This window comes from Georgenia sp. Z1491 (genome assembly GCF_049856175.1).
Taxonomy (GTDB): domain Bacteria; phylum Actinomycetota; class Actinomycetes; order Actinomycetales; family Actinomycetaceae; genus JB111.
The window spans coordinates 112,886-137,471 of record NZ_JBNDNA010000002.1; the positions used below are offsets into that span (position 1 = coordinate 112,886).

At 73.5% G+C, this 24,586-nt stretch carries 22 protein-coding genes; 15 read left to right on the top strand and 7 right to left on the bottom strand.

What is annotated here, in order from left to right; translation table 11 throughout:
- Positions 1–4 precede the first annotated feature (4 nt).
- A complete protein-coding gene (locus ACPYO4_RS03090) occupies positions 5–601 on the bottom strand; it encodes an NUDIX hydrolase (protein ID WP_425707747.1) in 597 nt (198 codons plus the stop codon).
- Position 602: 1 nt separating this feature from the next.
- On the bottom strand, positions 603–1,424 hold the full coding sequence (locus ACPYO4_RS03095) for a transglutaminase-like domain-containing protein (RefSeq protein WP_425707748.1): 822 nt from the start codon (positions 1,422–1,424) through the stop codon (positions 603–605).
- Positions 1,425–1,691: 267 nt separating this feature from the next.
- Between ACPYO4_RS03095 and ACPYO4_RS03100 the strand changes: the two genes are divergently transcribed.
- The 8 genes from ACPYO4_RS03100 (at position 1,692) to pstB (ending at position 12,349) form a co-directional block, all read left to right on the top strand.
- Positions 1,692–2,336, top strand: coding sequence for a hypothetical protein (locus tag ACPYO4_RS03100; RefSeq protein WP_425707749.1), 645 nt, complete (start codon positions 1,692–1,694; stop codon positions 2,334–2,336).
- A 40-nt stretch (positions 2,337–2,376) separates the two neighbouring features.
- A complete protein-coding gene (locus ACPYO4_RS03105; RefSeq protein ID WP_425707750.1) occupies positions 2,377–3,444 on the top strand; it encodes a GNAT family N-acetyltransferase in 1,068 nt (355 codons plus the stop codon).
- A 476-nt stretch (positions 3,445–3,920) separates the two neighbouring features.
- A complete protein-coding gene (locus ACPYO4_RS03110) occupies positions 3,921–6,290 on the top strand; it encodes an RNA degradosome polyphosphate kinase (protein ID WP_425707751.1) in 2,370 nt (789 codons plus the stop codon).
- Positions 6,287–7,267 carry an NUDIX hydrolase gene (locus ACPYO4_RS03115; protein WP_425707752.1) on the top strand — a complete coding sequence of 327 codons (981 nt, stop codon included), beginning with the start codon at positions 6,287–6,289 and terminating at the stop codon, positions 7,265–7,267. Before ACPYO4_RS03110 ends, ACPYO4_RS03115 begins: the two co-directional genes overlap by 4 nt.
- A 469-nt stretch (positions 7,268–7,736) precedes the next feature.
- Entirely contained in the window at positions 7,737–8,987 is a 1,251-nt protein-coding gene (locus ACPYO4_RS03120) for a PstS family phosphate ABC transporter substrate-binding protein (RefSeq protein ID WP_425707753.1), read from the top strand.
- A gap of 141 nt (positions 8,988–9,128) precedes the next feature.
- Positions 9,129–10,256 (top strand): PstC family ABC transporter permease, encoded by a 1,128-nt coding sequence (locus ACPYO4_RS03125; RefSeq protein ID WP_425707754.1) that lies wholly within the window; start codon positions 9,129–9,131, stop codon positions 10,254–10,256.
- On the top strand, positions 10,253–11,479 hold the full coding sequence (gene pstA / locus ACPYO4_RS03130; RefSeq protein ID WP_425707755.1) for a phosphate ABC transporter permease PstA: 1,227 nt from the start codon (positions 10,253–10,255) through the stop codon (positions 11,477–11,479). The genes ACPYO4_RS03125 and pstA overlap by 4 nt, the downstream gene beginning before the upstream one ends.
- Positions 11,480–11,569: 90 nt before the next feature.
- Positions 11,570–12,349 (top strand): phosphate ABC transporter ATP-binding protein PstB, encoded by a 780-nt coding sequence (pstB, locus tag ACPYO4_RS03135; RefSeq protein WP_425707756.1) that lies wholly within the window; start codon positions 11,570–11,572, stop codon positions 12,347–12,349.
- Between the two features lie 116 nt (positions 12,350–12,465).
- Here the strand turns inward: pstB and ACPYO4_RS03140 are convergent, their stop codons facing one another.
- The 4 genes from ACPYO4_RS03140 to ACPYO4_RS03155 form a co-directional block, all read right to left on the bottom strand.
- A complete protein-coding gene (locus ACPYO4_RS03140; protein WP_425707757.1) occupies positions 12,466–12,903 on the bottom strand; it encodes a septum formation family protein in 438 nt (145 codons plus the stop codon).
- A gap of 182 nt (positions 12,904–13,085) precedes the next feature.
- Positions 13,086–14,105 (bottom strand): anion permease, encoded by a 1,020-nt coding sequence (locus tag ACPYO4_RS03145; RefSeq protein WP_425707758.1) that lies wholly within the window; start codon positions 14,103–14,105, stop codon positions 13,086–13,088.
- Positions 14,102–14,728 (bottom strand): hypothetical protein, encoded by a 627-nt coding sequence (locus ACPYO4_RS03150; RefSeq protein ID WP_425707759.1) that lies wholly within the window; start codon positions 14,726–14,728, stop codon positions 14,102–14,104. The genes ACPYO4_RS03145 and ACPYO4_RS03150 overlap by 4 nt, the downstream gene beginning before the upstream one ends.
- Positions 14,729–15,181: 453 nt before the next feature.
- Entirely contained in the window at positions 15,182–15,931 is a 750-nt protein-coding gene (locus tag ACPYO4_RS03155; protein WP_425707760.1) for a winged helix-turn-helix domain-containing protein, read from the bottom strand.
- 117 nt (positions 15,932–16,048) lie between these two features.
- On the opposite strand from ACPYO4_RS03155, the gene ACPYO4_RS03160 reads away from it, so the two are divergent.
- From ACPYO4_RS03160 to dtd, 6 genes are all read left to right on the top strand, one after another.
- Entirely contained in the window at positions 16,049–16,807 is a 759-nt protein-coding gene (locus ACPYO4_RS03160) for a hypothetical protein (RefSeq protein WP_425707761.1), read from the top strand.
- A gap of 133 nt (positions 16,808–16,940) precedes the next feature.
- Complete coding sequence (locus ACPYO4_RS03165) at positions 16,941–17,522, top strand: FABP family protein (protein ID WP_425707762.1); 582 nt, start codon at positions 16,941–16,943, stop codon at positions 17,520–17,522.
- The gene (locus ACPYO4_RS03170) at positions 17,522–18,685 is read left to right on the top strand and encodes a YgfZ/GcvT domain-containing protein (protein WP_425707763.1); all 1,164 of its coding nucleotides are present in this window, start codon (positions 17,522–17,524) and stop codon (positions 18,683–18,685) included. The genes ACPYO4_RS03165 and ACPYO4_RS03170 overlap by 1 nt, the downstream gene beginning before the upstream one ends.
- A gap of 5 nt (positions 18,686–18,690) precedes the next feature.
- The gene (locus ACPYO4_RS03175; protein WP_425707764.1) at positions 18,691–19,899 is read left to right on the top strand and encodes an FUSC family protein; all 1,209 of its coding nucleotides are present in this window, start codon (positions 18,691–18,693) and stop codon (positions 19,897–19,899) included.
- Positions 19,900–19,976: 77 nt separating this feature from the next.
- Positions 19,977–20,348 carry a DUF2516 family protein gene (locus ACPYO4_RS03180; RefSeq protein WP_425707765.1) on the top strand — a complete coding sequence of 124 codons (372 nt, stop codon included), beginning with the start codon at positions 19,977–19,979 and terminating at the stop codon, positions 20,346–20,348.
- Positions 20,349–20,436: 88 nt separating this feature from the next.
- The gene (dtd, locus tag ACPYO4_RS03185) at positions 20,437–20,871 is read left to right on the top strand and encodes a D-aminoacyl-tRNA deacylase (RefSeq protein WP_425707766.1); all 435 of its coding nucleotides are present in this window, start codon (positions 20,437–20,439) and stop codon (positions 20,869–20,871) included.
- Positions 20,872–20,964: 93 nt separating this feature from the next.
- Here dtd and ACPYO4_RS03190 read toward each other — a convergent pair whose 3' ends face one another.
- Complete coding sequence (locus tag ACPYO4_RS03190; protein ID WP_425707767.1) at positions 20,965–21,642, bottom strand: hypothetical protein; 678 nt, start codon at positions 21,640–21,642, stop codon at positions 20,965–20,967.
- Positions 21,643–21,884: 242 nt separating this feature from the next.
- Between ACPYO4_RS03190 and ACPYO4_RS03195 the strand changes: the two genes are divergently transcribed.
- On the top strand, positions 21,885–24,461 hold the full coding sequence (locus ACPYO4_RS03195) for an ATP-dependent Clp protease ATP-binding subunit (RefSeq protein WP_425707768.1): 2,577 nt from the start codon (positions 21,885–21,887) through the stop codon (positions 24,459–24,461).
- The last annotated feature ends 125 nt before the right edge of the window (positions 24,462–24,586 follow it).

The window sequence follows — 24,586 nt, forward strand, 5'->3', positions numbered from 1 at the left end:
GTCGTCAGTGCGGGCCGGGGGCGTCCTCGCCAGGGGAGCCCCGGTGCGGTGCGGGGGCGTCCCCGCCGGTGAACCGCGCCGGCCGCTCGGGCGTGAGCGCGGCGTCGATGCGGACGCGCATCTCCTCGCCCATCTCGGGCAGCTCGTCCAGGTCGAACCAGCGCGCCTCGGTGTTCTCCCCGTCGGCCGGGTACGGCTCGCCGGCGACCCACTCGCACCGGAACGTCGCGTCGACGTACTGCGCGACGTCCCCGTTCGCATAGGTGATCGGCTCCAACGTGTGCAGGCGGACGAGCCGCACGGCGCGCGCCCGCACGCCGGTCTCCTCGAGGACCTCCCGGACAGCGGCGTCCGCCACCTGCTCGCCCGGGTCGACGATCCCGGTCACCGGCGTCCACCGGCCGTTGTCGGCGCGCCGGACGAGCAGCACCTCGCGCCGCGGGCCGGGCGTCCCGGGCGTGGCCGCGGCGTCGTCGGGGGAGGGCATGGGAGGAGGTCGGTGCGCACGGTCGCGCACGACCACCGCCGACGTGGCCGTCATCCACAGCAGGGCATGGCCGACGTGCCGGCGCAGCTCGAGAACGAAGTCCGGGGTGCCCACGTCAGGCGATCTGGACGAGCTCGGTGCGGTCGTCGACCGGCAGGTCGCCGTCCACGACCGCGGAGACCTGCAGCGTCTGGAAGCGGATGCCGGCGCCGTGCGAGGTGAGGAAGGCGTTGTCCGCCGCGTCGCGCCCGGTCGAGATCCGCAGGAGCGACTGCCGGGGCGCGAGCCGGGTCGCGTCGATCGCGTGCCAACGGTTCTCGTGCCAGGCCTCGGCGACGGCGTGGAAGTCCATCGGGGACAGACCCGGCGCGTACACCGACGTCACGCGCGCGGGCACGTCCAGCGCCCGCAGCAGGGCGACCACGAGGTGGGCGTAGTCCCGGCACACTCCCTGGCGGGCGAGCATGGTCTCGACCGCCCCGTCCGTCGGTCGGGAGGAGTCTCGCACATAGGCGAGCGAGTCGAACACCCACGCCTCGACGGCCCGGACGAGCTCCAGGCCGCGCAGGCCGCCGAACTCCGCGTGCGCGAGCCGGAACAGCCGGTCGGACTCCGCGTAGCGCGAGGGCCGTAGGTAGGCGAGGAGCTCGGCGGGCTCGTCCATCTCGCCGAGGTCGCCGCTGCCGCTCACGCGGGCCTCGTAGTCCAGGGTCAGCGGCACGCCGAGCTCGGTGTCCTCGCCGAGGTCGAGGACGTGCGTGACGGCGCCGTGCGCGCCGACGAACTCGATGAGCTCGAGCTCGGCGTCGCCGAGTCGGCAGACGAGGCGCTCGTCGATGTCGAGGCCGGGCTGACGGGCGACCGCGACGAGGAACGCGAGGCGGGACGCACCCCGGCGGGTGGTCATCTGGAGGTGGGAGGTGACGGTGCGCAGCACGCAGATCAGCGTAGGTGCCCGGCGAGGTGGTTCACGCAGTGAGGTGCACGACGCGGTGAGATCGTGCGCGAGGCGGCGAGGCCGTGCTTGCGAATCACGACCTCGCCAGTCATGGCACGACCTCACCACCGGTGGTCCCGGACGACGCCCTCGGCGCACCGCGTAGGCCCGGACGGCCCCCGTGGGAGACAATGGACCGACCGCCGCCCGGTGCCGTGCCGGACGCCCGTCGCCCGGCCACCCCCGGGCACGCCGAAGGAGGTCGACATGAACGAACCACGACGACCCCGCCGGCCCGCGATGCTCGACCCCGCCGTGGCGGAGGGCATCGAGGGCGACGAGGACCCGGCCACGAGATCCGAGCTCGCCCACACGACCGCCCGGCTCATCGTCGACGGCGGACGACGCGACTCGGGCACCGACCCCGACCTGCTCGACCGCCTGGTCACGCTCGTGGACTCCGAGGGGCTGGACACCATCGCCGAGCTCTGGTCGCGCAGCCCGGCGGCCACGCTGCCCGGCGCCCTGTGGCGCCTGTACCTGCTGCGCGAGTGGGTCCGCCGCGACCCGGGCACCGTCGCCGCCCGCTACCGCGAGGGCCTCACCCGCGCCGAGGTGGCGGGCGCCGTCGCGGGGGTCGCCGCGCCGAACGGGCCGGACGACGTGGTCGGCGTCGTCGACAAGGTGCTGTCCGGCGTGTACTCCGGGGACCTCGCCGTAGCTCTCGACCGGGCTGCCGCCTTCCTGCGCGTGCTCGCGACGGGCTCCGCGCTCCACGCGGACCACGAGGAGGCCGAGGGCGACGGCACGGACCTCGCCTTCGAGATCACGCGCCGGGCCGGCGGGCTGCTGACCACGGCGGAGGACCTCGAGGCCGCCGCCACCCTGCACGGCAGCGGGCAGCTCGACTGAGGCCACCGCTCACGTACCCACCCGGAGAGGAGATCGACCGATGCGCACCGCGCAGCACCTGACGCACGAGGAGGCCGACGCCGTGCGGGCGCTCGCCGCCGAGGCCGAGCGGGCGGACGGCGTCGCCCCGCTCGACGAGCAGACCCTGCTCCGCCTCGAGCCCGGATCGGCCCGGTCCGCCAGCCACCTCCTCGTCACCGACGAGGACGGCGCCCTGGTCGGGTATGCCCAGGTGGCCGACGGCTCCGGGGAGCTCGTCGTGGCCTCGGCCGCGCGGCGGCGCGGGATCGGCCGGGAGCTGCTGATCGCCGCCCGGGAGCTCGGGCGCCCGACGGGTGGGGTGGAGCCGGACGCTGCCGGCGGATCGACCGATGCCGATGCCGATGCCGACGCCGACGCCGGCGGCGGATCGACCGGCGCCCCCGCGGGCGGCGCGGAGGACCGCCTGGCCGTGTGGGCCCACGGCGATCTCCCGGGAGCGCAGGCGCTCGCGGCCGCGCTCGGTCTCGACCGGGTCCGGGAGCTGCTGCGGATGGGGGCGCGCGTCGCGCCCGGCCCGGTGCCGGGCGCACCCGCGGGCGTGCGGATCGAGACCTTCGACGTCGGACGGCACGCCGAGGCCTGGCTGCGGGTCAACGCGCGCGCGTTCGCCACGCACCCGGAGCAGGGGCGGATGACGCGCGCCGACCTCGACGAGCGACTCGGCCAGCCCTGGTTCGATCCCGAGCTGCTCCTCCTCGCGTTCGACGAGCCGGGCACGGACGAGAACGGACCGGTGCGCACGGCCGACGACCCGGGCACGGACGAGGACGACGACCCGCAGGTCGCGGACGAGAACGGGCCGGCCCGCGCGGCCGACGACCCGGTCGGGTTCATCTGGATGAAGCCCGGCGACGACGGTGAGGCCGAGCTGTACGTGCTCGGCGTCGACCCGGTCGCGCAGGGGCGAGGACTCGGGCGCGGCCTGACCGCCGTCGGCCTGGCCGAGGTGGCGGCGCGGGGGCGGACCGCGGTCGACCTCTATGTCGAGGGCGACAACGCGCCGGCGCTGGCGACCTACGAGAGGCAGGGCTTCGACGTCGTCGAGCGGCACAGCCAGTACGCCTGAGCCGGCCGTCGGGGCGTCACCGCGTCGAGCTGGACTCTTGTGCGCCGATCCTGACCGTGCAGCGGTCCAGTTCGAGCCGGACCGGTCGAGGTCGGGCTGGAGTGGTCCAGGTCGGCGTTGGGGCGGGGCCGTCGGGTCCAGGTCGGCGCCGGGTCCCCCGCTGGAGAGTCACAGCTGCCCCACCGCGCGCCGAGGACGCGGGTTCTTGCCGAGGACACGAGCGAGGTGCCGAGCGGACCCCCGGCGTCAGTCCTCTCGGCACGTACCCCGCGCCCTCGGCACGTACCCCGCGTCCTCGACGCACATCCTGTGTCCTCGGCGTGCGGGCGTGCGGGCGTGCGGGCGTGCGGGCGGGCGTGCGTGCAGGCGTGCAGGCGTGAGGCCGGGCGCGATCCAACACCGATCCCGCTGCCGATGAGTCGAGCCCACAGCGCACGCGGACCCGGTGGCCCCGTGACAGGTGGTTGGATGTCCGCATGAGCTCTTCCTCCGCTCCGCACGGCACCGACGAGCACGCTCCCGACCTGCACGAGGACCGCGAGGACGCCGAGGCGCGAGCCGTGCGGAAGCTGGTCGCAGAGCCGACGCCGATGGAGCCGGACCCCGGCCGGGAGGGCACCGACGACGAGCGAGCCACCGAGGGCGCCGCCACCACCGCGGCCGGCCCGCCGACCTACGTCATCCAGGGCGGCGGCGCGGACGAGGGGTCGGGAGAGCCGGAGGAGCCCGACGACCTGCCCGACGACCGCTTCGCCGACCGTGAGCTCAGCTGGCTCGCGTTCAACCAGCGCGTCCTCGAGCAGGCCGAGGACCAGGACCTGCCCATCCTCGAGCGCGCGTGGTTCCTCGGGATCTTCGCCTCGAACCTGGACGAGTACTTCATGGTCCGCGTCGCCGGCCTCAAGCGCCGGATCAGCACGGGCATGGCGGTTCCCGGCGCGTCCGGTCTCGGCCCACGCCAGGTGCTCGACCGGATCGGGACCTCGGCGCAGGAGCTGATGGCCCGCCACGCGAAGGTCTTCCTCGACGACGTGCAGCCCAAGCTCGCCGAGGAGGGCATCGACATCCTCCACTGGGGCGAGCTCGCGGACAGCGAGAAGGAGCGCCTGCACAAGTTCTTCCGCACCCAGATCTTCCCGGTGCTCACGCCGCTGGCCGTCGACCCCGCCCACCCGTTCCCCTACATCTCGGGGCTCTCGCTCAACCTCGCGGTCCTCGTCCGCAACCCCACCACCGGCACGGAGCACTTCGCCCGCGTCAAGGTACCCGCGCTCCTCCCGCGCTTCATCGCCGTCGACGCCGAGGGGCGCCCCTACCGGCCCGAGGACGTCCCGGAGGACGCGGGCGGGCGCACCTCCTACGTCCCGCTCGAGGAGATCATCGGCCAGCACCTCGACGCCCTGTTCCCGGGCATGGAGATCGTCGAGCACCACACGTTCCGCGTCACCCGCAACGAGGATCTCGAGGTCGAGGAGGACGACGCCGAGAACCTCCTCCAGGCGCTGGAGAAGGAGCTCTCGCGGCGCCGGTTCGGTGCGGCCGTCCGGCTCGAGGTCGAGGAGCACATCTCCGAGCGGGTGCTCGACCTCCTGGCCCGCGAGCTGGGCATCGGCGAGCACGAGATCTACCGGCTCCCGGCCCCCCTCGACCTCACCGGGCTCAACGTCATCCACGACCTCGACCGGCCGCACCTGAAGTTCAAGAAGTACGTGCCGGTGACCGCCGCCGGCCTGGCGAAGGTCGAGTCGGCCAACCCGACCGACATCTTCGCCGCGATCCGCGAGCGCGACGTCCTGCTGCACCACCCCTACGACTCGTTCTCCACGTCGGTCCAGCAGTTCCTCCAGCAGGCGGCGGCCGACCCCAAGGTCCTGGCCATCAAGCAGACGCTGTACCGCACCTCGGGCGACTCCCCGATCGTCGACGCGCTCATCGCCGCGGCCGAGGCCGGCAAGCAGGTCCTCGCGATCGTCGAGATCAAGGCCCGCTTCGACGAGCAGGCCAACATCGAGTGGGCGCGCAAGCTCGAGGAGTCCGGCGTCCACGTGGTCTACGGGATCGTCGGCCTCAAGACGCACTGCAAGCTGTCGATGGTCGTCCGCCAGGAGGCCGACGGCCTGCGCCGCTACTGCCACGTGGGGACCGGCAACTACCACCCGAAGACGGCGCGCGGCTACGAGGACATCGGCATGTTCACCTGCCACCGCGACGTCGGGCAGGACCTCACCCGGCTGTTCAACCAGCTGTCCGGGTACGCGCCGAGCACCAGCTACCACCGGCTGCTCGTGGCGCCGCGCGACATCCGCCCGGGCCTGCTCGAGGGCATCGAGCGCGAGATCGCCCACCACGAGGCCGGGCGCCCGGCGTGGATCAAGATCAAGGTCAACTCCATCGTCGACGAGCGCCTCATCGACGGCCTGTACCGGGCCAGCCGCGCGGGTGTGCCGGTCGACGTGGTCGTGCGCGGCATCTGCGCCATCAAGGTCGGGCTGCCGGGCACGGGGGCGAACCTGCGGGTGCGCTCGATCCTCGGTCGCTTCCTCGAGCACTCCCGGATCTTCGCGTTCGGGGGCGACGGCGACCCGCAGGTGTGGATCGGCTCCGCCGACCTCATGCACCGCAACCTCGACCGCCGCGTCGAGGCCCTCATCCGCATCGTCGACCCGGGCCAGCGGGAGCGGCTGATCGAGATCGTCGACCTCGCGGCCTCCGACGACACGGCCTCCTGGCGGCTCGGCCCCGACGGCTGGACCCGGGTCGCGTACGACGCCGAGGGCAACCGGCTGCGCGACGTGCAGCAGCTCCACATGCGCCAGGCGCGACGGCGGGTCGCGAGCTCGAGGTGAGCAGGTCCGGGCAGAAGATCGTCCGCGCCGCGGGCCTGGTCGTGTGGCGCGTGCGGGACAAGAAGCTCGAGGTCCTGCTCGTCCACTCCCCGCGCCACCGCGAGTGGGGGTTCCCCAAGGGACACCTCGACCCGCACGAGACGTTGCAGGAGTGCGCGGTCCGCGAGGTGGCGGAGGAGACCGGGGAGACGGTCGTCGTCGGACAGCCGCTCGGGGTGGTGCGCTACCGGCTCCCGGGTGGCGGGCGCAAGCACGTGAGCTACTGGGCCGCCTCGGCGGACACGCCCGACGGCGCCTGGTCCCGCGTGCGCCGGGTCCCGCCGGCGGCGCTCGCCACGGAGATCGACCGCGTCGGGTGGATGGAGGTGCGCGAGGCGGGGCGCGAGCTCGGGCACGACGAGGATCGCGAGATCCTCGGCCAGCTCGTGGACCAGTGGAAGGACTCCCGGCTCGACACCTGGACCGTGCTGCTCGTGCGACACGCCCGCGCGCGCTCCCGCAGCGCCTGGAAGGGTGACGAGGAGACCCGCCCGCTCACCGCGGGCGGTGCGGTCCAGGCCGTGGGGATGGGCTCGCTGCTGTCGGCCTACGGGGTCGAGCACCTCGTCAGCTCCCCGTGGGAGCGCTGCCGAGCCACCCTCACCCCGTACGCGGAGCGCGGCGGGATCGAGGTCGAGCTGCACGACGAGCTGACCGAGACCGCCCATGCGAAGCGCAAGCGACCCGTGCGTGCCCTGGTGGACGCCGCCCTGCGCCGCCCGACCAGTCCGACCGCGATCTGCACCCACCGGCCGGTGCTGCCCACGGTCGTCGCGACGCTGCTCGACCGGGCGCCGAACCGGCTGCGCAAGACCGTGCCGACGAGGGACCCGTTCCTGCGCACGGGGGAGATGCTCGTGGTGCACTGCGCGCGGCGTGCCAAGCACGGCCCCGCCGTCGTCGCGGTGGAGCGGGTCCGCGCCGTCGAGGACGACTGAGCCCCCACTCTCCGACGACCGGGAGGACCTCCGACCGGCAGGACGACCGAGCGGACCTCCGACCGGGTCGACGGGTGAGAGGACGTGCGCCCGTCTCGACCACCGAGCGGACGTCCGCCCGGCGAGTGAGCGCCGCGCCCCCTGACGGAGTGCGATCGCGCGCCCGAACCGCCACACCGGCGACCCCCGGCACTGCGCCGGGCCGCCACCCGCGGTGGACGTCCGCGCAGGTCTGCCCGGCCGTCACGCGGCATGTGGCCCGAACGGCGAAGGGGCCCCGATCCCAACGTCATGCGTCCGAAAAGCCCCGGTCCTCCCGCGACCCGTGGTCAAGCTGTGACTGACGTGACTAGGGCAGTTCACCGATTGTTCACCTCCGGCGTGATGTCCGTACACCCTCGGTCCCTAACGTCCCCACGTGGTCGGGCTTTTCCCGAACCGGACTCCACATGTAGAGGATGGAAATACCGTGAAGCTTGCTGGTTCCCGCCGTCTGGCCGGCCTGGCCGCCGTCGGCGCTGTCGCCATGACCCTCGCCGCCTGTGGCGGTGACGACGCCGAGCCCACCACCGAGGAGGAGACCTCGGAGGAGCAGACCTCGGAGGAGGAGGACACCGAGGAGTCCGACTCCGAGGAGACCGACTCCGAGGACGCCGGCGCAGAGTCGCCGTCCGAGACCGAGTCCGACGAGGCCGGGGGTGACGCCGGTGCGTCCGGCGCCCAGGACCTCGGCATCGACTACGCCTCGCTCTCGGGCACGCTCAACGGCTCGGGCGCCTCCTCGCAGGAGAACGGGATGCAGGCGTGGCGTGACCAGTTCGGGCAGCTGTCCGACGTCACGGTCAACTACAACGCCACGGGCTCCGGCACGGGCCGCGAGCAGTTCGTCGGAGGCCAGGTCTCCTTCATCGGCACCGACTCCTACTTCGAGGGCGACGAGCTCGCCGCCGCCGAGGAGCGCTGCGGCGGCAACCCGATCGTCGAGCTGCCGACCTACGTCTCGCCGATCGCGATCGCCTTCAACCTCCCGGGCGTCGACACGCTCAACCTCACCCCGGAGAACGTCGCCGGCATCTTCAACGGCGACATCACCTCCTGGGACGCCGAGGAGATCGTGGCCGACAACCCGGACGCCGACCTCCCCGCGCTGCCGATCATCCCGGTCAACCGCTCGGACGACTCCGGCACCACGGAGAACTTCCAGCAGTGGCTGGACGAGTCGGGCTCGGGCTGGGAGCACGAGCCGTCCGACGTGTGGCCGGTCGACGGCACGCAGTCGGCTCAGGCGACCTCGGGCGTCGTCCAGCTCGTCACCGGCACGGAGGGCGCGATCACGTACGCCGACGCGTCGCAGATCGGTGACCTTGGCGCCGCGTCCATCGGCCTCGCCGACGGCGAGTTCGTCGAGTACTCGGCCGAGGCCGCCACGGCCATCGTCGACGGCTCGGAGCCGGCCGAGGGTGCGAGCGACACGCGGCTGACCGTCGCGCTCCAGCGCGACGGCTCGATCGAGGGCGCCTACCCGGTCGTCCAGATCTCGTACCACGTCGCCTGCACGGTGTACGAGGACGAGACCGAGGCCGCCAACGTCCAGGGCTTCCTCGCCTACATCGCGTCCGCGGAGGGCCAGGAGGCCGCCGAGGCGTTCGGTGTCGCGCCGATCTCGGACGAGCTCCGCGGCGACGTCAACGCGGCGATCGAGCAGATCTCGGCCGGCTGACGCACGCCTGACCACGCCGACGGTCCGGCCCCGGTCGGGGCCGGACCGTCGGCGCGCGTTCCCCGTACGATCGGGCCCGTCAGGTCCCCCCGGGCCGGACGCGGCCGGCCCACCCCACCGCCACGGCGACTGGAGCCTCGCGTGTCAGAACCTGTCAAGACCTCCGAACCCACGGACAACCGCCCCCCGGACCGACGCGTCACCCGGGGCAGGGTCCGCACCGGCGACCGCGTCTTCACCGGCATCTCCTTCGGCGCCGGCGCAGTCATCGTCGCGGTCCTCGGAGCGGTCGCGCTCTTCCTGCTCCTGCAGTCGATCCCCGCGCTGACCTCCAGCTCGGAGGACGTGGCCGCCGCGGCACCGTTCACGAGCGGCAACGGCTTCTGGGCCTACGCCGGCATCACGATCTTCGGCACGCTGCTCGCCTCGGTCCTCGCGCTCATCATCGCGGTGCCGTTCGCGATCGCCATCTCGCTGTTCATCTCGCACTACGCCCCGCGCCGCATGGCGTCCGCGCTCGGCTACGTCATCGACCTGCTCGCCGCCATCCCCTCGGTCGTCTTCGGCCTGTGGGGCATGCGCCTGCTCGAGCCGCTGCTGCGCCCCGCCTTCACCTGGGTGTCCGAGACGTTCACGCCCGTGCTCGAGCTCATCGCCGGCAACTGGGGTGACGCCGACGCCGGACAGGACCCCGAGCAGTGGTACGGCGGCATCCCCGGCCTCAGCTACATGGCCGAGAACTTCGAGTGGTGGCCGCTGTCGCCGTTCCTGTTCGACTTCACCCCGCCGGCCCGCAACATCCTCATGGGCGGGCTCGTCCTCGCGATCATGATCCTGCCGATCATCACCTCCCTGTGCCGCGAGGTCTTCCTGCAGACCCCGCGCCTGCAGGAGGAGGCCTCGCTCGCGCTGGGCGCCACGCGCTGGGAGATGATCAAGCAGACGGTGCTGCCGTTCGGCCGCTCCGGCATGGTGTCCGCCTCGATGCTCGGCCTGGGCCGGGCGCTCGGCGAGACGATGGCGCTGCTCATGGTCCTCTCGCCGGGCCTCGCCGTGAACTTCTGGCTCATGTCCCCCGGGCAGCACGCGACGATCGCCTCGCAGATCGCGCTGTCCTTCCCCGAGGCGCACGCGACCGGTGACCCGGTCGCCGGCCAGGACGTCCTCATCGCGATCGGCCTGATGCTCTTCATCCTGACGTTCGTCGTCAACTACATCTCCCGGGCCATCGTCGCCCGGTACGCCGAGTTCTCGGGAGCCAACGCATGAGCGACACCGACAGCACCGGACCCGTCGGGAGCGGGGGAGCAGCCAACGAGCAGCTGACGACCAACGCCGGGGCGGCGCTCGGCAAGCGGGTCGGCGACGGTCCGCCGGTCCCGTCCGGCGGCCCCTCCATCCGCAGCCACGGCCGCCGCCTGCCGTGGTGGGTGCAGTGGGTCGTCATCGCGTTCGCGCTGGCGGTCGGCATCTTCTTCGGCATGCGGACGGACACGTTCGCACCCGCCGTCGAGACCTGGTCGGACCCGGATCGTGAGGCGCAGTACTCGCTCCCGCTCCTGACGATCGGGCTCTACGCCGTCGTCACGTACGTCCTCGTCATGATCGTCGTCGCCTACCTCTACGAGGGGCGTCGCTACGGCGGCGACCGGGTGGCGACGACCGTCATCACCGGCGCGTTCCTCGTCGCCCTCCTGCCGCTGATCTCGCTGCTGTGGACGTCCGTGCAGCAGGGCTGGGAGGCGATCTCCTGGAGCTTTCTCACGCACAACAACGTGGGCGCGTCGGTCGAGACGGTGGAGACCGGTCTCGGCCACGCGATCGTCGGGACGTTCTACGTCACCCTGCTCACGGCCGCGGCCGCGATCCCGCTGGGCATCTTCACCGCGATCTACCTCGTCGAGTACGGCAAGGGTCCGTTCGCCCGCGCCGTCACCTTCCTCGTCGACATCATGACCGGCATCCCGTCGATCGTCGCGGGTCTGTTCGCCGTTGCCATGCTGACGATGATCATGGGCCAGCTCGGGTTCGACAGCGCCCCGGCGTACCGCTCGGGTGCGATGGGTGCCGTCGCGCTCCTCGTGCTCATGACGCCGATCGTCGTGCGCAACACCGAGGAGATGCTCCGGCTCGTGCCCAACGAGCTGCGCGAGGCGTCCTACGCGCTGGGCGTGCCGAAGTGGCTCACCATCGTCAAGGTCGTGCTCCGCACGTCGGTGGCGGGCATCATCTCGGGCGTGGTCATCGCCGTCGCCCGCGTGATCGGTGAGTCGGCCCCGCTGATGATCACCGCGATGTCGACGGACGTGTTCAACTACAACCCGTTCGACAACTACATGATGACGCTGCCCGTGTACGTCTACAACACGTTCCGCACCGGCGACTTCGAGGCCTCGTGGGGCGGCGCGCTCGTCCTCATCTTCATCGTCCTCGTCTTCAACCTCATCGCCCGGTTCGTGGCGGCGATGTTCGCCCCCAAGGGCGAGAAGTGAGCGGCACCATGACGCTCTCACCCGCCACCACCGGCACCAGCACCGACCGCGCCGTCAACGGCCCGGCCCCCCACGGAAGGATCTGACCGCGTGTCCAAGCGCATCGAGGTCAAGGACCTCAACATCTTCTACGGCTCCTTCAAGGCGGTGGAGGACGTCACCGTCACCATCGAGCCCCGCTCGGTCACGGCCCTCATCGGCCCGTCCGGCTGCGGGAAGTCGACGTTCCTCCGCACGCTCAACCGCATGCACGAGGTCATCCCCGGCGCGTACGTCGACGGTGAGGTCAACGTCGACGGCCAGAACCTCTACGGCCCGGGCGTGGACCCCGTGGACGTGCGCGGCATGGTCGGCATGGTGTTCCAGCGGCCCAACCCGTTCCCCACGATGTCGATCGCGGACAACGTGCTGGCGGGTGTGCGACTGAACAACCGCCGGATCTCCAAGTCCGACGCCGAGGCACTCGTCGAGCGCTCCCTGCGCGGAGCGAACCTGTGGAACGAGGTCAAGGACCGCCTGGCCCGCCCGGGCTCGTCGCTCTCGGGCGGCCAGCAGCAGCGCCTGTGCATCGCCCGCGCCATCGCGGTCAAGCCTGAGGTCCTGCTGATGGACGAGCCGTGCTCGGCGCTCGACCCGATCTCCACGCTCGCGATCGAGGACCTCATCGCCGAGCTGAAGGAGAACTACACGATCGTCATCGTCACGCACAACATGCAGCAGGCCGCACGCGTGTCGGACAAGACGGGCTTCTTCAACATCCAGGGCACCGGCAAGCCCGGCCGCCTCATCGAGTACGACGTCACCGAGACGATCTTCCAGAACCCCGCCAACCAGCAGACGTCGGACTACGTGTCCGGCCGGTTCGGCTGAGCAGGCACCACCCCAGCCGGTCCCCGCACCGAGCGCGGTCGCGCGAACGGCCCTGCCCGACGACGGCGCCGCACCCCTCGTGGGTGCGGCGCCGTTCGCGCTGCGCTACCTCGTCGTCAGCTCGCCGAGCCCTGGGCGGAGCCGGTCGTGTCCTCGCTCGTGGAGAGGATGCAGATGCCGTCGCGGTCGTCGGCCTCGTCCCAGGTCTCCGTGGTCGGGGTGAGGAGCTGGACCATGTACTGGCTGGAGGCGTAGTCGGTGCCGACGTAGCCCTCGAACTCGTCCGCGCATGCCGTCTCGAGCTCGGTCGCGACCTGCGACTCCCCGGGGAAGTCGCCGTCCGCGAAGGTGTGGACGTAGTAGACCTCGCCCGTGTGCGGGTCCTCGCAGTCGATCGTGGGGATCTCGGAGACGGTGCCGCCGGTCGCATCGGACAGGTCGAGGCACTCGCCGACCTCGAACTGCTGAACCGTGGAGCCGCAGGCGGCGAGGAACGGGACGGCGAGGGCCGCGGCGGCGACGGCGGCCGCTCGGCGGGCGTGGATGGCACGCATGGATCGGGGTCCTTCCGGAAAGGGGGAGAGGTCGGTGGCGGTGAGGCCTCCGGCAGGATATCGGTAACCGCCGGCGTTCCTGGCCCCGCACGCCGGGCAGTTCGCCCCATCTCGCGCCGGGCAGTTCGCCCCATCTCGCGCCGGTCGGCGCACCCCTCGTGCCGGCCCTGCGCGGGTGTGGCTCACCCGTTCGGCAGCGCCGCCACCACGTCGTGGGCGATGCCCGCGAGGAGGCCGGCGACGACGGCGACCACCGGCAGCGTGACGAGCCACGCGACGAGCACGCGCCGGGCCGTCACCCACCGCATGCGCCCCGGCGTGACGAGACCCGAGCCGATCACCGCGGACCCGACCGTGTGGGTCGTGGAGACCGGTAGGCCCGGGGAGAGCGCGACGACGCCGAACGTCGTCACCGCTGCGGTCTGGAGGAACGCGCCGCGCCCGACGTCATGCCCGACCATGAGGTCGCCGAGGGTGGCGATGATGCGACGCCCGCCGACCGCGGTCCCGGCGGCGAGCGCGACGGCGGCCGTGAGGACCACCCAGAACGGGGTGTCGCCGTCGGTGGTCCGGCCGGCAAGCGTGAGCGCGAGGGTGAGCACGAGGATCGCCTTCGTGCTGCCGAGCAGACCGATGAACATCGCGGACGCCGTGCTCGCGGCGGACAGCAGGACGCGTGCGGCGGGTTCGACCCGGTCCGCGTCGGTCGCCATCGCCAGGCGCCGCCCGATCCGGGTGCCGACGTGCGCGACGACGAGAGCCACCACGGCGCAGAGCAGCATCGGGGCGAGCACCCGGGTGGCGAGCAGGTCCCACCGCACCTGCGCCCCGGTGGTCACGGCCGCGCCGACCAGGGCGCCGATGAGCGTGTGGGTCGTCGAGACCGGCAGCCCCTGGCGGGCCATGAGCGCGAGCCAGCCCGCCGTGCAGGCGAGCACGACGACGAGGACCGCCAGCCCGGGCGGGCCGCCCGGCGTCGTGGCCACGCCGAGCCCCGACTGGTCCGACAGGTAGGGGTGCAACCACCAGCTCGCCAGCGCGCCGACGAGGACCATGACGGCCGCCCAGCGCGTGGCGGAGCTGGGCGTCAGCGAGCGGGTGGCGACGGCGGTGGCGACCGCGTTCGACGCGTCCTGCACGCCTGCCGCGAACGCGTAGCCGAGCCCGAGCGCCACCGCGAGCGCGAGGAGGACGTCCGTCACCGGCGTCCGGCTCCGGCGGCGAGGATCCGGAGGTCGACGACCAGGTCGGCGCAGTCGGACACGATGTCGGCGAACGCGCCGAGCACGTGGTCCGGGCGGGCCGCCGAGGCGCGGTCCGGGGAGGTCGAGGCGGAGCGCAGCGCCCGCGCGCGGGCCTCCTCGAGGTCGTCGCGGACCCGGGCGGTCTCGCGCGCGATGTCGGAGAGCCGCTCGGGGGTGCGCAGTGCGGCGGTGGCGACGACGAGGAGCTCGGTCGCGCGCAGGACCTCGTCGGCGGCGGCGACCACCGGACGGGACGTGGGGGCCGAGCGGTCCGCCAGCAGCGTGCGCGCCACGCGCAGCAGGCCGTGGACCACCCGGCGCTCCGCCGTGAGCACCCGGTGGAGGTCGCCCCGCTCGAACGGCAGGACGAGATCGCCGACGAGGCGGTCCGTGAGCTCCTCGCCGAGGCGGTCGGTGGTGCGGGAGAGGTCGCCGACCTGCTCGTGAAGCTCGGGCAGGTCCGCCGACGTGGCGCCCACGACGCGGACGAGCACCAGCGCGGCGTCGACGGTCAGCCGCGAGCTGGTCGCCAGGCTGGGGCCGTGCCCGGACACCACGGACGGGCGGCGCGACAGGCGCACGGCGACTCCTGGTGAACGAGGCATGACGAGCGGGTGAACGGGAACCCTAACAGGGCCTGGTGCCGGTCCGGGGCGTGGCCTGCGCCGCGGTCGTGCGCCGTGGTGGCGCCCGGCGTCGAGGCGTTCGGAGCCGTGGGTCTGCCGGTGGCGGGGCGTCGGGTCCTGCGCCCGTCGGCGGGGGACCGCGCCGTCCCCGGGGCCGGGAGACGTCACCGGCGAAGGAGGGACGACGGACCGGAGAGCGCCTGTCGGCGCGAAGGCCGCTCGTAGCGGCAAATGTTGGAGCCCGGGGCTTTCGCGGTCCGCCGTCGAGAACCAACGTACGCCCCGTCCCGGCCTCCTGTCACGTCACCCGGCGGAGGTCGACGAGACCGCGCCCACCGGCGCCGCTCGCACGGCGGCCCGGCACCGCTCGCGCGGCGGGCCGAGCCGCAAGCGGGGGAGCCCCGCGGGTCACCGCTCGCGTGGAGCGGCCGTGTCCGGCCGGTCCTCGCCGTCCGGGGCGTCGGCGGGGCGGACCTCGAACCGGTAGCCCACGTTGCGCACGGTGCCGATGAGCTGGTCGTGCTCGGCGCCGAGCTTCGCACGCAGCCGTCGCACGTGGACGTCCACGGTGCGGGACCCGCCGTAGTACTCGTAACCCCACACGGCCTGGAGGAGCTGCTCGCGGGTGTGCACCCGGCCGGGGTTCGACGCGAGGTGGCGCAGGAGCTCGAACTCACGGAACGTGAGGTCGAGCACGCGGCCCCGCACCCGGGCGGTGTAGGCCGCAGGCTCGATGACGAGGTCGCCGGCGTCGACGATCTCGGCCTCGGCCTCCTCGGGGGTCGGCCCCGGGCTCGGCGAGGAACGGTCGAGGAGCATCCGCAGGCGGGCGTCGAGCTCGGCGGGTCCGGCGCCGTCGAGCACGACGTCCCAGGCACCCCACTCGCTCGACACCGCGGCGAACCCGCCCTCCGCGAGGACGAGCAGGAGCGGCGCGCCCTCCGGCAGCGTCCCGCCGATGCCCGCGGTCCGGGACAACGAGCGCGCGCCGACGAGGTCGTGGCGGCCGTCGACGAGGATGACGTCGGCCCGGTCGTGGGCGACCAGGCCGCTCATCGTCATCGGGGCGACGGTCACGCGGTGGCGCAGGAGGGTGAGTGCGGGCAGCACGCGTCCGGCACCGCCGGGGTCGGCGGTGAGGAGCACGAGCTCGGCCATCCGCTCTCCTCTCGTCCGGATGAGAAGTCTAATCGGCACCGGGCCCGACGGATTCCGCATGCCGCTCGAGGGGGCACGGCTCCCGGCGGACCGGCACCGACCTGGGATGATCGACGCGTGTCCACGCCGTCCCCGCCCTCCGTGCCGCCCTCGCGGCGGGGGACCTCGCTGCGCGCGGCGCTGACCGCCGTCCTCGCGGCGGCACTCGCCGGGACCGCGCTCGCACCGCCGGCGGTGGTCGCCGTCCTCACGCTCGTGTGCTCGGTGCTCCTCGCCGTCGGGCTGCCGCGTCTCCTCGACCTCCCGCACGGCTCGGGCGCGGCCTGGTTCCTGTCCGCCGGGGCGCTCGTCGTCACCGTGGTCGTGTGGTTCGGCGGCCTGGACCGGGTGGTCCTGCTGCTCGCGGCGGCGGTGGTCGCGGCGTTCGTCCACCAGATGGTCCGGCGCGACGGCCGGCCCCGCCTCACCGAGTCCGTGGCCGGTGACGTCCTCGGCCTGGTCGTCATGTGTTTCGGCGCCGGCTGGTTCGTCACGGCGCGCGAGCCGGTGGGCGAGCTGTGGGTCGTCGCCGGTGCGCTGGCGATCGTGGTCGGCACCGTGTGCGCCGCGCTGCCCGTCACGTCGTGGCTGGCCGCGGCCCTCGCCGTCGTCGCCGGAGCCGGTTCCGGCGGCGCCCTCGGTGCGCTCACCGACGACGTCGGGTGGTGGCGGGGCGCCGTGCTCGGCCTCGTCGTGGGCGCCCTCGCCGCCGCGCTGCACCGCACCTCGGCGCGTTCGCCCAGCTCCTCGCGCCTGCGGCCGGCGCTCGCCGCGGCCACGATCCCGGTCCTCGTCGTCGGGTCGGTCGTCACCGTCATGGCCCTCGGCACCCGGTAGCGGGACCACGCCCGACGGCGGACGACCGCCCGGCCGATCCCGGCTCACGCCCGCGCGGAACCGCTCGGCCGTGCCCTGCTCACCCCGGCGACCATCGGGTCGACGCGGCGGCGCCCTCGCCTACCCTGGGGGCATGACGTTCTCGTTCCCCGAGGGACTGGCTCCCGAGAACTACCCGGTCGCCTGGCTGGTGGGCCGCTGGCACGGCTCCGGCGCCGTCGGCTACGACGGCATCGAGGAGCAGCTGGTGGTCCAGGAGATCGAGGTCGACCACGACGGCGGCCCCTACCTGCGCTGGCACGCGACCCTGTGGCTCGCCGACCCCGGACTGTCCGGCCCGGTCGCCAACGAGACGCCCGGCCTCGAGCGCTACGCGAACCTCGTCAAGGCCCAGCAGTGGTCCACCGAGACCGGCTACATCCGCACCGTCCCCGCCGAGCAGGCCGCCGGAGCGCCCGCGCCGCAGACCGCGGAGCTCGAGGTCCTCCTCGCCGACCCGGCGGGCCACCTCTCGCTCTACGTCGGTCGCTCCCAGCCCGCCCGCATCGAGCTCACCACGGACGCCGTGGTCCGTTCGCCCAGCGCCGCCGAGCTGTCGGCGGGCTCCTGGATGCTCGGCCTGGTCCAGTCCGACCTCATGTGGGCCCGGGACATCGCGGCGTTCGGCAAGCCGCTGGCCCCCTACGCGTCCGGCCGGCTGGGGAGGGTCGAGTGATGCTGCCCGGGACCGCACCGGCGGCCGCCCCCGACCTCACCGACTGGCACCCGACCCCCTCGCCGTTCCTCGCCCGGGACGGGGCCGTCGAGGGGTCCGGGCCCGACGCCGGCGTGCCGCTCCACCTCGGCCGCCCCGTGCACGAGCAGCGCGCGCTCGAGGCCGGCGACGCCGTCGTCGACCTCTCCCAGCTCGGCGTCGTGACCATCACGGGCCCGGACCGCCTCACCTGGCTCGACACCCTGTCCTCGCAGTGGGTGCGGGACCTCGCGCCCGGAGCGTCCGCCGAGCTGCTGCTGCTGGACAACCAGGGGCGCCTCGACGTCGCCTCGGCGGTCGTCGACGACGGCGAGACGACCTGGCTGGTCGTCGAAGGCGCCGTCGCCAACAAGCTCGCGAACTTCCTCGACTCGATGCGGTTCATGCTCGACGTCGAGGTGCACCGCCGGGAGGACGTCGCCGTCATCGGCGCCGTCGGGCCCGGGCGGGACCGGCTCCGTGGCGCCGGGGCGCTCGCTCTCTGGGACGACCCGTGGCCGGCCACCGCGCCCGGGTCCACCGCGTACGGCCCCGCCGACGCCGACCATCCCGGCGCCGAGCACCCGACCGGCCTCGCTCTCGTCGAGCGGGACCGGCTCGAGGATGCCGTCGCGGCCGCCCTCGCCGCGGGCGACGGCCGGGGGGCCGGGTCGCTCGCCGGCACCTGGGCGTGGGAGGCCGTGCGGGTCGCCGCCTACCGGCCGCGGCACGGCCGCGAGGTCGACGACCGCACCCTGCCCCACGAGCTCGACTGGCTGCGCACCGGCGTCCACCTGAGCAAGGGCTGCTACCGGGGCCAGGAGACGGTCGCGAAGCTCGTCAACCTCGGGCGGCCGCCCCGGCGCCTCGTGCTGCTCCACCTCGACGGCAGCGAGCACGTCACGCCGGAGCCCGGCGCCGAGGTCGAGCTGGACGGGAGGGTCGTCGGCCGCCTGACCTCCGTGGTCCGGCACGGCACCGACGGCCCGCTCGCGCTCGCCGTCGTCAAGCGGTCGGTCGCCACCGACGCCGTGCTGCAGGCCGGCGACGTGACCGCTGCGCAGGAGATCGTCGTCGACCCCTCCGGGGTGACCGACGCACGCCCCCAGGAGCGGCCCGGCGCCGGTCTGCGGCGCCCGAGGTAGACGCCGTGGCGGACGAGGACGAGCGTTCCGGCCGCGGTCTGCGCCACCTCGCGCTGCACATCCGGACCCGGCTGCGGCAGGGCAGCCGGCGTGCCCGCTGGGCCTTCGTGCCCACCCTCGTGGCGGCCGCCGCAGCCGCGGTCGCCTTCCTCGTCTCGTCCGAGCTGCTCGGGCACGAGATGCCGATCTTCGCGCCGACCGCGGCCTGGCTGTGCCTGGGCTTCACCTCCGACCGCCAGTTGCGGCGCGTGGCGGAGCTCGGCGTGGGCTGCACGCTCGGGGTCGCGCTGGGGGAGCTGTTCGCCGCCCTGTTCGGGATCGGCCCGGTCCAGGTGTTCGTCGTCCTCGTGGTGGCGACCATGTCCGCGCGCATCGTCGACCGCGGCGAGCTGCTCACCTACCAGGCCGGCGTCCAGGGGATCGTCGTCATCGCGATGCCGGCGAGCGTCGCGCTCACCGACGGCGCGATCGGACGCTGGACCGACGCGCTCGTCGGCGCGTCCCTGGCCTTCCTCGTGGCGGCGTTCCTGCCCGACAACGCGATCCGGCGGCCCCGACGGCGTGCCCAGGCGGCGATCACGGACCTCTCCGACTTCCTGCGCACGCTCGGCGAGGCGCTGCGCCTCGCGGACCCGGACCTCGCCCGGGACGCCCTCACGCTGGGTCGCGACACCCAGCAGGTGCTCGACACCTGGGAGCGGACGGTCCGCAACGCCCGGCAGGTCATCGCCGTCAACCCGACGATGCGCGGCGACCGTGCCGAGGTGCGCCGCCTCGCCCGGGCCTCCGTGCTCGCCGACCGCGCCGTGCGCAACGCCCGGGTCGTCGCCCGGAAGGCGGAGAGCGTCGTGGAGGCCGGACCGCGCGCCGACCTCGCGCGCTCGCTCGACGCGCTGTCCTCCGGGCTGCGGCTGCTCGCCGTGGACCTCGGGCGCGGCGACCGGCCCGACCTGTCCCGCTCGCGGATCACCGAGGCCGCCCACACGCTCGACCCCGACGACTACGCCGTGGAGGGCTGGCCCACGCAGACGCTCGTGTCCGTGCTGCGCTCGCTCGTCGTCGACGTGCTGCAGATCGCCGGCATGACCGCTGCCGAGGCCCGCACCCAGCTCCCGACCGTCGACGGCGGATGGCCGTGGGACGCTGACGACGAGCACGACGAGCACGACGGCGAGCAGCGGGCCGACCCGTCCGACGAGCGTCCCGCGCCATGAGGGTGCCCGCCCCCGGCGCGTGCCGTGCGCCGGGACCGGGTCGGTGCCGCCGCCTGCCGACGACTACCGTGTGAACCATGTTCGCCGCCATCCAGACCTACCTCATGCTCGCGTTGAGCATCGGGGCCGTCGTCCTCACGGGATGGGCACTCGTCGACTGCCTGCGGCGCACGGACGCCGCATACGTCGCGGCGGGCAAGCTGCAGCGTCGCGTCTGGATCATCATCCTGGCGGCAGCGCTCGGCGTCTCGATCGTCTCCGTGCCCCCGCCGATCGGCTCGGGCGGGGGAGTGGGCGGGCTGCTCTCGCTCGCCGCGGTGATCGCCGGCGCCGTCTACCTCGCCGACGTGCGGCCCGCCGTGCGGGACGCCTCGCCGCGCCGACGTCGCGGCGGACGCGGCGGCAGGGGCGGATTCGACGACCGGCCGCCGACCGCCTGGCGCACATGAGCCGCCGTGCCCGGACGCCGGCCTGCGCCTGGACGCCGGCCTGCACCCGGACGCCGAGCTGCGCGGGGCGCCCGCGGGCGGCCGCCCGGTGAGGGCCGTCCTGCAGCGGGTCTCGCGGGCCGCCGTGCGCGTAGCCGGTGAGGTCGTGGGGGCGATCGACCGGCCGGGGCTCGTGGCACTCGTGGGGGTCACGCACACGGACACCCCCGCCCAGGCCGAGGTCCTGGCCCGGAAGATCGCCGAGCTGCGGATCCTCGACGGCGAGCGGTCCCTGATCGACGACGCGGCCCCCGTCCTCGTGGTCTCCCAGTTCACGCTCTACGGGTCGACGCGCAAGGGCCGCCGACCGTCGTGGTCGGCGGCCGCGCCCGGCCCGGTGGCCGAGCCGCTGGTCGAGGTGGTCGTGGAGCGGCTGCGCGTCGCGGGCGTCGAGGTCGCGACCGGCCGGTTCGGCGCGCACATGGAGATCGACATGACGGCGGACGGTCCGGTCACGGTGCTCGTGGAGTCCGAGGCCGGCTGAGGCGCCGACGCCGCGACCTCGCCGTGCCGGCATCCTGTGCGGCGGAGATCCGGGAGCGTCCGCCGGTCGCGCACCGGCGTCCGGGACGGCTCGTCAGGGTCGGCCGAAGTACTCGCGCGCGTCGTCGAGGAGATCGTCGAGCAGGCTGCGGCCGGGGTCCTCGTCGTCGCCCTGCCCGTCGGAGCCGCCGCCCGGGCCAGCCCCACGACCGTCACGGTCACCTCCGCGTCCGTCGTCGCCGCGTCCGTGGCCCGGGTCGGCGTCACCGTTGCCGTTGCCACGGCCGTCTCCCCGGTCGCGGTCGCGGCGGTCCTCGTCGTCGGTGCCGTCGGCCCCGGCCGCGTCGTCGCCCTGACCGAGCAGCTCGCGCAGGGTGCCCAGGGGGTCGCTGAGGCGGCGGCGGGCCTCGTCCTCGGCGTCCCGGGCGCGGTCGCGCAGCTCGCGGGCCTCCTCGTCGGCGCGCTCGCGCAGCCGGTCGGCCTCGTCGAGGGCGCTGTCGGTGAGGTCGCGCAGGCCGGTCCCGGTCTCGTCCTCGGGCTCCTGCGGCGCGGGCGTGCTGCTCGGCTCCTCGTCGGGCCCGCCGGCGTCGGACTCCGACTCCGCCGCCGCGGGCCGGTCGTCGAGGGTGAGGCTGCTGTCCTCGGCGCCGGTCTGTCCGCCGTCGCGCGGCCACAGGATGACCATGAGCGTGAGCGTCCCCACGAGGGCAGCCGTCACGAGGGCGGCGAGGAGGAGAACCCCGCGGCCCAGCGGCTGCTCGTTCGAGGACATGGCCCTCATGCTCCGCTGCGCGCGCCGGACCGGCAAGTGCCGCGGGCGGGGCGAGGTCCCCGTGGACGGTCAGGCTCCCGGGCCGACGCCCGGACGGGCCCGACCGCCGCCCGCACGGGCCCTCACGCCCGTGGCGAACACGGGCAGGAACAGCGCCGTCGCGCGGTTAGTGTCGTCGAACGCCCGCAGTAGGGTCGCCCGCTCGACCCGTGCGGCGACCGCACCACACCCAGGGAGTGCCCATGTTCGAACGGTTCACCGACCGCGCCCGTCGCGTCGTCGTCCTCGCGCAGGAGGAGGCGAGGATGCTCAACCACAACTACATCGGGACCGAGCACATCCTCCTCGGGCTCATCCACGAGGGAGAGGGTGTCGCGGCGAAGGCGCTCGAGGCCCTCGACATCTCGCTCGAGGCCGTACGTGCCCAGGTCACCGAGATCATCGGCGAGGGCCAGCAGGCTCCGGCCGGTCACATCCCCTTCACGCCGCGCGCCAAGAAGGTCCTCGAGCTGTCGCTGCGCGAGGCCCTCCAGCTCGGCCACAACTACATCGGGACCGAGCACATCCTCCTCGGCCTCATCCGCGAGGGCGAGGGCGTGGCGGCCCAGGTGCTCACCAAGCTCGGCGCCGACCTCAACCGGGTCCGCCAGCAGGTCATCCAGCTCCTGTCCGGCTACCAGGGCAAGGAGGCCGTCGCGGCCGGCGGTCCGGCCGAGGGGCAGCCGTCCGGCTCCGCCGTGCTCGACCAGTTCGGCCGCAACCTCACCCAGGCAGCGCGCGAGAGCCGGCTCGACCCGGTCATCGGCCGCGAGCAGCAGATCGAGCGCGTCATGCAGGTGCTCTCCCGCCGGACGAAGAACAACCCCGTCCTCATCGGCGAGCCCGGCGTCGGCAAGACGGCGGTCGTCGAGGGCCTCGCCCTGGACATCGTCAAGGGCGACGTCCCCGAGACGCTGAAGGACAAGCAGCTCTACACGCTCGACCTCGGTTCCCTGGTCGCGGGCTCCCGCTACCGCGGTGACTTCGAGGAGCGTCTGAAGAAGGTGCTCAAGGAGATCCGCACGCGCGGCGACATCATCCTGTTCATCGACGAGATCCACACGCTCGTCGGCGCGGGTGCCGCCGAGGGCGCGATCGACGCCGCCTCGATCCTCAAGCCGATGCTCGCCCGTGGCGAGCTCCAGACCATCGGTGCGACGACGATCGACGAGTACCGCAAGCACATCGAGAAGGACGCCGCGCTCGAGCGCCGGTTCCAGCCCATCCAGGTGCCGGAGCCGTCCGTCCCGCACGCGGTGGAGATCCTCAAGGGCCTGCGCGACCGCTACGAGGCGCACCACCGGGTCTCCATCACGGACGAGGCTCTGCAGGCGGCCGTCACGCTGGCGGACCGCTACGTCTCCGACCGGCACCTGCCGGACAAGGCGATCGACCTCATCGACGAGGCGGGGGCGCGCCTGCGGATCCGCCGCATGACGGCCCCGCCGGAGCTGCGCGAGCTCGACGAGCAGATCGAGGAGGTGCGCCGCGAGAAGGAGTCCGCGATCGACGACCAGGACTTCGAGAAGGCCGCCTCGCTGCGCGACGACGAGCGCCGGCTCACCGAGCGCCGCCAGGAGCGCGAGAAGGCCTGGCGCGAGGGCGACCTCGACGTGGTCTCCGAGGTCGACGAGGAGCTGGTCGCCGAGGTGCTCGCGATGTCCACCGGCATCCCGGTCGTCAAGCTCACCGAGGAGGAGTCCAAGAAGCTGCTCCACATGGAGGACGAGCTGCACAAGCGCGTCATCGGCCAGGACGAGGCGATCTCGACCCTGTCCCAGGCGATCCGCCGCACGCGCGCCGGCCTCAAGGACCCGCGTCGTCCGGGCGGCTCGTTCATCTTCGCCGGCCCCACCGGCGTGGGGAAGACCGAGCTCGCCAAGGCCCTCGCGGAGTTCCTGTTCGGTGACGAGGACGCCCTCATCACGCTCGACATGTCGGAGTACTCCGAGAAGCACACCGTCTCCCGCCTCTTCGGCGCGCCCCCCGGGTACGTCGGCTACGAGGAGGGTGGTCAGCTGACGGAGAAGGTCCGGCGTCGTCCGTTCTCGGTCGTCCTGTTCGACGAGGTGGAGAAGGCCCACCAGGACCTGTTCAACTCGCTGCTGCAGATCCTCGAGGACGGTCGCCTGACCGACAGCCAGGGTCGGGTGGTCGACTTCAAGAACACGATCATCATCATGACGACGAACCTCGGCACGAAGGACATCGCCAAGGGCCTGCAGACCGGGTTCCAGGCGTCCGGCGACCTGTCGACGTCGTACGAGCGGATGAAGAACAAGGTCAACGACGAGCTCAAGCAGCACTTCCGGCCCGAGTTCCTCAACCGTGTGGACGACACGATCGTCTTCCCGCAGCTCGACCAGGACGAGATCGTCCAGATCGTCGACCTCATGATCGACCGCCTGGACGCCCGCCTGCGGGACCAGGAGATGACGATCCAGCTCACCGACGCCGCCAAGGCCCTGCTCGCGGAGCGCGGCTACGACCCGGTGCTCGGTGCGCGTCCGCTGCGCCGCGCGATCCAGCGGGACATCGAGGACGTCCTGTCCGAGAAGATCCTGTTCAGCGAGGTCCGTGGCGGCCAGCTCATCAAGGTCGACGCCACCGGCGAGGGCATCCTCGGCGAGCTGACGTTCGAGTTCGTCGACCACGACGGGCCGATCCAGAAGGTCGAGCGGCCCGAGACCGAGCGCGTCGCCACGGCCGGCCGGGCGCTCCCGGCCGCCGCACCGGTGGGCGGCGCCGGCGGCTCGGGGCAGATGCAGCCCGGAAGCTGACTCAGGCCGGCGGCCGACCCGGTCGCCGGGCAGCACGACCGCCCGGACAGGGCGAACGGCGAGGGCCGGAGGTGGACATCCACCTCCGGCCCTCGCCGTCTCTGCGCGTATCGCCCGTCCGCGTC